Annotated in this window: 8 protein-coding genes and 1 pseudogene; 3 read left to right on the forward strand and 6 right to left on the reverse strand. The window is 64.2% G+C overall.

Translation table 11 applies throughout. From position 1 onward, the window contains the following. The 5 genes from AC6LKG_RS25930 to AC6LKG_RS25950 all read right to left on the reverse strand — a co-directional run. A partial coding sequence (locus tag AC6LKG_RS25930) for a GTP-binding protein (RefSeq protein WP_498082165.1) occupies window positions 1-301 on the reverse strand: 301 nt, incomplete at its 3' end. A gap of 76 nt (window positions 302-377) precedes the next feature. Then, on the reverse strand, window positions 378-2,480 hold the full coding sequence (gene fusA / locus AC6LKG_RS25935; protein WP_498169758.1) for an elongation factor G: 2,103 nt from the start codon (window positions 2,478-2,480) through the stop codon (window positions 378-380). Between the two features lie 18 nt (window positions 2,481-2,498). Then, the gene (rpsG, locus tag AC6LKG_RS25940) at window positions 2,499-2,969 is read right to left on the reverse strand and encodes a 30S ribosomal protein S7 (protein WP_006389600.1); all 471 of its coding nucleotides are present in this window, start codon (window positions 2,967-2,969) and stop codon (window positions 2,499-2,501) included. Window positions 2,970-3,144: 175 nt separating this feature from the next. Then, the gene (gene rpsL / locus AC6LKG_RS25945) at window positions 3,145-3,522 is read right to left on the reverse strand and encodes a 30S ribosomal protein S12 (RefSeq protein ID WP_005017264.1); all 378 of its coding nucleotides are present in this window, start codon (window positions 3,520-3,522) and stop codon (window positions 3,145-3,147) included. Window positions 3,523-4,104: 582 nt separating this feature from the next. Continuing rightward, entirely contained in the window at window positions 4,105-4,806 is a 702-nt protein-coding gene (locus AC6LKG_RS25950) for a response regulator transcription factor (RefSeq protein ID WP_498169761.1), read from the reverse strand. Window positions 4,807-5,068: 262 nt separating this feature from the next. On the opposite strand from AC6LKG_RS25950, the gene AC6LKG_RS25955 reads away from it, so the two are divergent. From AC6LKG_RS25955 to AC6LKG_RS25965, 3 genes are read left to right on the forward strand one after another with little or no spacing between them, the layout of a single operon-like run. After that, window positions 5,069-5,785 carry a response regulator transcription factor gene (locus tag AC6LKG_RS25955; RefSeq protein ID WP_498169763.1) on the forward strand — a complete coding sequence of 239 codons (717 nt, stop codon included), beginning with the start codon at window positions 5,069-5,071 and terminating at the stop codon, window positions 5,783-5,785. A gap of 33 nt (window positions 5,786-5,818) precedes the next feature. Next, complete coding sequence (locus AC6LKG_RS25960) at window positions 5,819-6,928, forward strand: FecR family protein (protein ID WP_498169764.1); 1,110 nt, start codon at window positions 5,819-5,821, stop codon at window positions 6,926-6,928. 10 nt (window positions 6,929-6,938) lie between these two features. Next, window positions 6,939-9,260: a CHASE2 domain-containing protein gene (locus AC6LKG_RS25965; RefSeq protein ID WP_498169765.1), complete on the forward strand. Its 2,322-nt coding sequence runs from the start codon at window positions 6,939-6,941 to the stop codon at window positions 9,258-9,260. A gap of 27 nt (window positions 9,261-9,287) precedes the next feature. Here the strand turns inward: AC6LKG_RS25965 and AC6LKG_RS25970 are convergent. Continuing rightward, a pseudogene (locus AC6LKG_RS25970) lies at window positions 9,288-9,697 on the reverse strand (serine/threonine-protein kinase); the annotation flags it as partial.

A 9,697-nucleotide genomic window follows, 5' to 3' on the forward strand; every position in this document is an offset into this window, starting at 1 on the left:
CGTCCATCTGGGCGGCGCCCGTGATCATGTTCTTGACGTAGTCAGCGTGGCCCGGGCAGTCAACGTGCGCGTAGTGGCGCGTTTCCGTTTCGTATTCCACGTGAGCCGTGTTGATCGTGATGCCGCGCGCCTTTTCTTCGGGTGCCGCGTCGATCTGGTCGTAGCCCTTGGCTTCGCCACCGAACTTGGTCGACAGAACGGTCGTGATCGCCGCCGTCAGGGTGGTCTTGCCGTGGTCGACGTGACCGATGGTGCCGACGTTCACGTGCGGCTTGGTGCGTTCAAACTTGCCTTTTGCCATGATCTCTATCCTTTGACTTTCAAGGAAATTTCGATATTTGCCGCGCCGCCTTGTGGGCGGTCGCGGCGAGGGTTATTTACTTGGCCCGAGCGGCGATGACTTCGTCAGCGACGTTCTTGGGGGCCTCGGAGTAATGCTTGAATTCCATCGTGTACGTGGCACGACCTTGCGTCAGCGAACGCAGGTTCGTGGCGTAACCGAACATCTCGGCCAGCGGGACTTCGGCCTTGATGGTCTTGCCACCACCGACCATGTCGTCCATGCCCTGGACCATGCCGCGACGCGAGGACAGATCGCCCATCACGGTACCGGCGTAGTCTTCAGGCGTTTCGACTTCAACGGCCATCATCGGTTCCAGCAGCACGGGGCTAGCCTTGCGCATGCCTTCCTTGAACGCCATCGAGCCGGCCATCTTGAACGCGTTTTCGTTCGAGTCCACATCGTGGTACGAACCGAAGAACAGCGTGACCTTGACGTCCACGACCGGGTAACCGGCCAGGATGCCGGCAGGCAGCGTTTCCTGGATGCCCTTGTCCACCGCGGGGATGAATTCACGAGGAACCACACCGCCCTTGATGGCGTCGACGAACTCGTAGCCGCCGCCCGGTTGGAGCGGTTCGACCTTCAGCACCACGTGACCGTACTGACCGCGACCGCCCGACTGCTTGACGAACTTGCCTTCGACTTCTTCGCAAGTCTTGCGGATGGTTTCACGGTAGGCCACTTGCGGCTTGCCGACGTTGGCTTCCACGCCGAATTCGCGCTTCATGCGATCGACGATGATTTCCAGGTGCAGCTCGCCCATGCCCGAAATGATGGTCTGGCCGGATTCTTCGTCGCTGCGCACGCGGAACGACGGGTCTTCCTGCGCCAGGCGCGACAGCGCCAGGCCCATCTTTTCCTGGTCGGCCTTCGACTTGGGTTCGACGGCCTGCGAAATCACGGGCTCGGGGAACTCCATGCGCTCCAGCGTGACGTGCGAGTCGACGTCGCACAGCGTTTCGCCGGTCGTCACGTCCTTCAGGCCCACCACGGCGGCGATGTCGCCGGCCAGAACTTCCTTGATTTCCTCGCGGTTGTTCGCGTGCATCTGGAGGATGCGGCCGATACGTTCCTTCTTGCCCTTGACCGGGTTGTAGACCGTGTCGCCGGACTTCAGGACGCCGGAGTACACACGCACGAAGGTCAGCTGACCCACGAACGGGTCGGTCATCAGCTTGAACGCCAGCGCCGAGAACTTCTCGCCGTCGTCGGCACTGCGCTTGACTTCGTTGCCGTCGTCATCGGTGCCTTCAACCGGGGGAATGTCCACGGGCGACGGCAGGTAGTCGATGACGGCGTCGAGCATGCGCTGCACGCCCTTGTTCTTGAACGCGGTGCCACACAGCATCGGCTGGATTTCGCCAGCAATGGTGCGTTGGCGGATGGCCGTATTGATCTCGGCTTCTTCCAGCGCACCGGTCTCGAGGTACTTGTTCATCAGTTCCTCGGACGACTCGGCGGCAGCCTCGACCAGCTTCTCGCGCCATTCCTCGGCAGCGCCTTGGAGCTCGGCCGGGATGTCGGCGTAGTCGAACTTGGTGCCTTGGCTGGCCTCGTCCCAGATGATCGCTTTCATCTTGACCAGATCGATGACGCCCTTGAAGGTGTCTTCGGCGCCGATGGGGATCACGATGGGCACGGGGTTCGCGCGCAGACGCGTCTTCAGCTGGTCATAGACCTTGAAGAAGTTCGCGCCGGTACGGTCCATCTTGTTGACGAACGCCAGGCGCGGCACGCCGTACTTGTTGGCTTGGCGCCACACGGTTTCGGACTGGGGCTGAACACCACCCACGGCGCAGTAGACCATGCAGGCACCGTCCAGGACGCGCATGGAACGTTCCACCTCGATGGTGAAGTCCACGTGCCCCGGGGTGTCGATGATGTTGATGCGGTGCTCGGGGTAGTTGCCGGCCATGCCACGCCAAAACGCCGTCGTAGCGGCCGACGTAATGGTGATGCCACGCTCTTGCTCTTGCTCCATCCAGTCCATGGTGGCGGCGCCATCATGCACTTCGCCAATCTTGTGATTGACGCCGGTGTAGAACAGGATACGTTCGGTCGTGGTGGTTTTCCCTGCATCGATGTGCGCAGAGATGCCAATGTTGCGATAGCGCTCGATCGGGGTTTTGCGGGCCATGGTGGGTTAGTCCTTAAATTACCAGCGGAAATGGCTGAAGGCCTTGTTGGCCTCGGCCATCTTGTGCGTGTCTTCGCGCTTCTTCATCGCGGCGCCACGACCTTCGGAGGCGTCGATCAGTTCGCCAGCAAGACGCAGATCCATCGACTTCTCGCCACGCTTCTTGGCGGCTTCACGGAGCCAACGCATAGCCAGGGCCAGGCGGCGCACGGGGCGCACTTCAACCGGCACTTGGTAGTTGGCACCGCCAACGCGGCGGCTCTTGACTTCGACGATCGGCTTGATGTTGTTGATCGCCAGGCTGAACACCTCGATCGGCTCCTTGCCGGTCTTGGTGGCGACTTGCTCGAGGGCACCGTAGACGATGCGTTCGGCGACGGCCTTCTTGCCGTCCAGCATGACGACGTTCATGAACTTGGCGAGCTCGACGCTGCCGAACTTGGGATCGGGCAGAATCTCGCGCTTGGGTACTTCGCGACGACGGGGCATTGTTGCTTCCTTGTGTCTGTTCAGTTGAACCGTGTTTCATTACACGGCCATGGCCGTCCAATAAGACGACCCCTTACGTGCCGCGCACCTTCCTGTATTGCGGACGGCGCGGTTGCACTTCCCTAATGACGGATGGCCGCCACGCGGGGGTACTGCTGATTCGCGTTGCGAACCCTTAGGCCTTCTTCGGACGCTTGGCGCCGTACTTCGAGCGGGCTTGCTTGCGATCCTTGACGCCTTGCAGGTCGAGGGAACCGCGCACGATGTGATAACGCACACCGGGCAAGTCCTTCACACGACCGCCACGCACCAGAACCACCGAGTGCTCTTGCAGGTTGTGGCCTTCACCGCCGATGTACGAAATGACTTCGTAACCGTTGGTCAGACGCACTTTGGCAACCTTACGCAGAGCGGAGTTCGGCTTCTTGGGGGTGGTGGTGTACACGCGAGTGCACACGCCGCGGCGTTGCGGGCAGTTTTCGAGCGCGGGGCTCTTGCTTTTGATGATGCTGACTTCGCGCGGCTTGCGCACGAGTTGGCTAATGGTAGGCATGACCTTTGAAATCCCTTTTACGTACCACTGGTAAGTACTTACGTACTCGTCTCCTCGAGCGGTGACTCTCGGAGAAGGCGGCTCGCGCAAGGCCGCCTCAAACGTTCAAATACGTAAAAGAGCGGGCTTGCCAACAAACCATGAAAACGCACAAACCGGATGCTTCGGAGGTGGCAGCGTCGGTTGACGGAGGCTCGTGACGCACCCCTTTGGCCTTGGGCCGCCAGGCAAAGGTTGCCTGGGTGATTGACCGGACCTGTCTTCCTGGCGCTTCACTTGTTGATCGCCATTCCTGGCATCAAACTTTGCGCGCAAATAAAGCAGTAAGCCCTTTAGCATAGCTTAGGTTCAGGCGCACTGTCAAAAACTTTTGTAAGCGACGCGCCTAGGCGTGTTGCCGGCAAAAGACGACGTGTTAGGTGCAGCTCGGGGGCAGGTCGGCAAAAATGGGGCCAAATTGCCGGCGCATGGCAATGTCGACCGCCACGGGATATCCCGGGTTCCGCCAGCAGCTCCCTGCCCTCCCGGGCCGGGCTTGGGACCCTTAGCCGACTGGGTAGCGTGAGGAGCGCCGCGGGCGGCTTACTGGTCGGCGAACAGGTAGCCGCTGCCGTAGACCGTGCGGATTGGCAACATCACGCCTGCCAGTTCGGCCTTGCGCCGCAGGCGGCTGACGATGACGTCAATGCTGCGCGTGCCACTGGAGCGCGCTCCGCCCCCTTCCACCCGCAGTTCGTCGCCAAGCTCGTTGCGTCCCACCGCCCTGCCCGCCACTTCCAGTAGCGAGCGCACGATCAGGCGCTCATTGGCCGACAGGGAGATCGTCGTGCCAGAGGGCGCCGCCAGGGTCCAGCCCTGGTCGCGCAACTCCCATTGGCCCAGGGCGGGTTCGTCGGCCGGGGCGCTGTCCTGCCCGACGGGCAAGCGCCGGGCCAGCGCCAGCAAGATGCACGCCAATTCCCTAGGGTCATGCGGCGGCGGCAAGCAGGCATCGGCACCGCTCTGCAGGCAACGCAGACGGGTCTCCAGCGACAGGTTGTTGCCCATCACCACAATCCCCAGCGGCGAAGATCCATGCAGCCGCGCCACCAGGGCATAGCCGATTTCACCCAGCGTCCCCACATTCAGGACCACGGCATCGTAGGTGCTGCTGCTCAGCAGGCTGAACAATTCCAGAGAGGTCGAACAGCCACGGGCCGAAATTCCAGCTTGAAGCAGCGCGGACACCGCGGCGTTGCGTGCGGCCTCGTCCGGCGACATCATCAGTACGCGCAATTGATTCATGAGTATCTTCCATCCCTTCTGCCACCCCGCGCGCCCGGCTAACCGCCGATTGAGGGGGAGGTTGAGGACAGTTTGGCCCGTTGCCCTGCAACAACTCCAGTCAAGATTCGTCAACTTTGCAATGTTTGACAGTTGTTGGCACAACGTAGCCAACAGTGACTCAACGCGAGTTATCATCCCATTGCACAATCCTTTCTCCTTCTTGCAGTAGGGCGCCACAGGGCGCGCTTGCGCAGCCAACCTTCGCGAGAGACCCCGTCTGATGAAAATCGCGTCGCTGGAAGACGACCAGGACCAGGCCAAACGCATCCAGCAAGTCCTGACTGCCGCCGGATACACCTGCACCAGCTATCAGCAAAGCCGCGACCTGCTAGGCGCTTTGCGCAATGAAGCATTTGACCTGGTGCTGCTGGACTGGCACTTGCCCGATATCGATGGCGATGATGTGGTGCGCTGGTTGCGCGCCAACATCGGCCCGCGCATCCCGGTCATCTTCCTCACCAATCGCTCCAGCGAGGACGACCTGGTCGAGGGCCTGCGCGCGGGCGCCGACGACTACATCGTCAAGCCCCTGCGGCCACTGGAGCTGCTGGCGCGCGTCGCTGCCTTGCTGCGCCGCAGTCAGATCGCCGAGCCTGCCGACGAAGCCTTCGACGTGGCCAACTACCGCGTGGATCCGGCCGCACGCACCATCGCGCTGGATGGCGCGGCGGTCGCGCTGGCACCCAAGGAGTTCGAACTCGCGCTGCTGTTCTTCCGCAACCTGGGCCGGCTCATGTCGCGCGACGTGTTGGCCGAATGCGTGTGGAACCGCGAGATTCCCGCCACTTCGCGCACGCTCGATACCCACCTGTCGAACATCCGCCAGAAGCTGCAGCTACGGCCGGAGCACGGCGTGCGGCTGAGTTCTTCCTACGCGCTCGGCTACCGGCTGGAATTGATCGGCGCGTCCGAAGACAGCACGCCCCCGGCGCCCTAGCGCCAGGCGGCATTACCTGGAGTTTTGAACATCATGAGCCGCTGCCGCGCGCTTTCCCTGCTTGCCATGCTTTCCGGCCTGCTGCTCGCAACATCCTCGCATAGCCAACCCGCCGGCGCGCTGGGCGAAAACTTCATCTACCGCGTGCGCCAAGGCGATACGCTGATCAATATTGCCGCGACCTATACGCGCAACCCGGCCAACTGGAACCCGCTGCAGGCGCTCAACAGCGTCACCACGCCCGAACGCCTGCCGATCGGACTGGAACTGCGCATCCCGCTGTCGATGATTCCCGAGCGTGCGGCCGAGGCGCGCGTGGTGCATGTGAGCGGCCAGGCGAATCTGGACGGACAGGCGCTCAAGCCGGGCGCCAACGTGGCGGAAGGCAGCAAAGTCGTCACCGCATCCAACGGCTTTGTCACGCTGGAGCTGGCCGACGGCTCCAAGCTCACGCTGCCGGCTGATGGCGCCGTCGAAATGAAGCGCCTGCGCCAATTCGAAGGCACCAACCTGACCGACTCGGTCATCCACGTCGAGCGCGGCAGTGTCGAATCCAGCGTCGCGCCGGCCGGACAGGGCGTGGGCCGCTTCGAGGTGCGTACGCCGGTGGCAGTGACAGGCGTGCGCGGCACGCGTTTCCGCGTACAGAGCGGCAGCCAGGGCGTGCACAGCGAAGTGCTGGAAGGCAGCGTTCGATTACAGCCGCACGCGCCCGGCGCGGCGCCGGCGCAACCGGTGGCCGTGGCCAAGGGTTACGGCGCGGCCGTCGGCGCCGACGGCCGTGTCGCGGGCGTGCGCCGACTGCTCGCGGCGCCGCAACTGGGCGAGCCGGTGCGCGCCGGTGGTGGCGCCTGGACCAGCGCCTTCGCGCCCGTACCGGGCGCGCAGGGCTATCTGGTGCGCGTGGCACGCGATGCCGAAGGTACCCGGCTGGTTTCCTCCACCCGCTTCGCCACCCCGGACATCCGCTTCAGCGCGCCCGGCCCTGGCACCTTTTATGTATCGGTGCGGGCCATCGATGAGCTGGGTCTGGGCGGCAAGGACGCCATGGCCACATTCACCGGCGTGAACCAGTTGATGACAAGCAGCGGCTTGGGCGTCGCCACCGGCAGCGGCGGATTCGTGACGCTGACCGAGTACTAGACAGGCGCTCATGCCGGAAGCCGTCGACCCCATCGACCGGACCTCGCGATCAGGCCTGTGGTTGACGGTGGCGTTGGCGCTACTGGCCGCCTTGCTCGGCTGGTTCAACGGTTTGGGACGTGTCGACCAGATCCTGTATGACCGCGCCGTCGCCTGGACCGGGCGCGCCATCTCGCCCGACATTCTGATCGTCGCGATCGACGACACCAGCATCGACGCATTGGGCCGCTGGCCCTGGCGGCGGGCGGTGCACGCGGCGCTGCTGGACCGCCTGCAAGGCGCCCGCGCGGTCGGCCTGGACCTGATCTTCGCCGAACCCGACACCGCCCATCCCGGCGACGATGCCATCCTTGCCGACAGCATCCGACGCAATGGCCACACGGTTCTGCCGGTGGTGCTGGATCGCCTGCGGCATCCCTCGTCAATCAGCACACCCCTTCCCGCGCTGGCCCAGGCAGCGGCCGGCAGCGGTTTCATCAACGCCAGCCTGGATGCGGACGGCGTGCTGCGCTCGGCGATACTGACAACCCATTATGGCGGTGAACGCTGGCAGCACTTCGCACTAAGCATGCTGGACGTTGGCGGCCAAAAGGCATTGGCCGACAGGTTGTTGCGTCGTGCCAGCGCGGACGGCAGCATCCTGATTCCGTATGCCGGGCCGCTGGCGCATACGCGTACCGTGTCGTACCTGTCGGTGCTGCGTGGCGACGTGCCGGCCGATCAGCTACGCGGCAAGTACATCCTGGTGGGGGCCTGGGCCACTGGCCTGGGCGATGCCTACACCACGCCGGTCTCGCATGACGTCAGCGGCATGCCCGGCGTGGCGATCATTGCCAATCTGCTGCAGGCGGCCAATGACGACATCGCCTTCCAGCCACCCGCCCCCTGGCTCAACGCCCTGTTCTCCGCGCTGCCGGTACTGTTGGCCTGTCTGGCGCTCTGGCGCCTGTCGCCCAACCTGGCACTGCTCGTCAACATCGCCCTGCTGGCGCTGGTGTTGCTCTGCAGCCTGCTGCTGCTGGGACACAGTTATCTGTGGTTCGCGCCAACCGCGGCGCTTCTGGGCGTGGCCCTGTGCTATCCACTTTGGAGCTGGCGCAGCCAGGAAGCCGCGCTGCGCTACATGGACAACGAACTGCGGCGGTTGCAGCGCGAGTATCCGCCGGTGCTCAATGAAGCCAGGGCGCAGTCCGGCGGGCCCAGCGCCTCGCTCGAGAGCCGCGTCGGCGAATTGCAGCGGGCGCTGGCGCGCGTGCGAAATCTGCGCCGGTTCCTGGCCGACGGGTTGGACGGGATGCCCGACGCGACGTTGGTATTCGACCAGGATGGCCGCATGCAATTTCGCAATCAGGCCGCCGTGATGTACTTCCAGCGTCTGGGCATGCGGCCGCCGCGTGTCGGGCATCCGGCGATCCACCTGCTGGAAAAGACCATCGGCGACGAGCCGACGCGGCAACGCGTGGCCCAGGTATTGAGTGGCCAGGGGCCGATGGCGGAACAGTCTCCCTGGAGTGCAGATCTGGAGGTCCGCGACCATGCCGGCCGCGACCTTATCCTGAAGTGTGCGCCGATCCACACGGCCGAAGGCAACTTCGCCGGTACCGTCGCCACACTGACGGACATTTCCGGCATTCGCCAGGCCGAGCGGCAACGCGAGGAGACGCTGCGCTTCATTTCGCACGACATGCGGGCGCCCCAAAGCTCCATCCTCGCTCTGGTAGAAATGACGCAGGATGGCGCCGCGCCGGGCGGCCAGGTTGACGCCCTGGGACGCATCGCCGCTTTGGCCAACCGCACGTTGCAACTGGTCGATGACTTCGTGCACCTGACACGCGCCGAATCCATGGCCATCAGCGCGGTAGACCTGGACCTGGGCAGCCTGCTGCAGGATGGCGTCGATGAATTCTGGGCAGCCGCGCACAAGCGCGACATCGCGCTGGAAGTGGTCCCGCCGCTGCCGGTGGCCTATGTGCGCGGCGACCAGACGCTACTGATGCGAGCCTTGAGCAACCTGATCGACAACGCGATCAAATACAGCCCGCCACAGACCCGCATCACATGTGGCATCGACGCGGCGCAAGGCTTTTGGCGTGTCCAGATCCGCGACCAGGGGCAGGGCATCGCGCCGCAGGATCTGGCGCGCCTGTTCGAACCGTTCTCGCGGGTGGGCGTCGCGACACGCGGGGATGTGGGTGGCGCGGGACTGGGACTGGCCTTCGTACGCACCGTGGCGCAACGCCATGGCGGGGAGGTCGAGGTGACCAGCGAGGCCGGCGTGGGCTCGGTCTTCACGCTTCGCCTGCCTGTTGCGCCCGAGGAAGCGCCAGCCTAGAACCATTGGAAAAGGTGGACCCACGCCCTACTGGAAAACGTGCGAAATGACTACCGGTTTGCCGGCCTTGACTTCCAGCGTGGTCCGGTAGGGAGGCAAGTCGGCGTTGCGCAGCACCACCTGATACTTGCCGGGAACCAGCCGCAATTCCTTCACCGGCGGACTGACGCCTCGCGAGGCGCCATTGATCCATACCTCGCCCCAGGGCCGGATGTCCAGGCGCACCAGGACCGGCGCCGGCTTGGGTTTGGGCGCATCATCCTCGACCGGCGTGGATGGCGCGGACGGATCCTCAAGCGCCGGCGCGGCGGCGGGCAAGCCGGGCTCGGCTGGCGCAGCGGGCGCGGGCGGAACCGGCGCGACAGGGTTGGGGGGCTCGGCCCGCGCCAGCGGCCGTCTCTGTGTGACATCTGGTGTCTCCGACAGACTCTCAACGG

It is taken from the genome of Achromobacter sp. 46006 (genome assembly GCF_059761975.1).

Bases quoted from the DNA above. Each gene is read 5' to 3' on its own strand.
- fusA (WP_498169758.1), bottom strand. From the start codon at position 2,480: ATGGCCCGCAAAACCCCGATCGAGCGCTATCGCAACATTGGCATCTCT.
- rpsG (WP_006389600.1), bottom strand. From the start codon at position 2,969: ATGCCCCGTCGTCGCGAAGTACCCAAGCGCGAGATTCTGCCCGATCCC.
- rpsL (WP_005017264.1), bottom strand. From the start codon at position 3,522: ATGCCTACCATTAGCCAACTCGTGCGCAAGCCGCGCGAAGTCAGCATC.
- AC6LKG_RS25950 (WP_498169761.1), bottom strand. From the start codon at position 4,806: ATGAATCAATTGCGCGTACTGATGATGTCGCCGGACGAGGCCGCACGC.
- AC6LKG_RS25955 (WP_498169763.1), top strand. From the start codon at position 5,069: ATGAAAATCGCGTCGCTGGAAGACGACCAGGACCAGGCCAAACGCATC.
- AC6LKG_RS25960 (WP_498169764.1), top strand. From the start codon at position 5,819: ATGAGCCGCTGCCGCGCGCTTTCCCTGCTTGCCATGCTTTCCGGCCTG.
- AC6LKG_RS25965 (WP_498169765.1), top strand. From the start codon at position 6,939: ATGCCGGAAGCCGTCGACCCCATCGACCGGACCTCGCGATCAGGCCTG.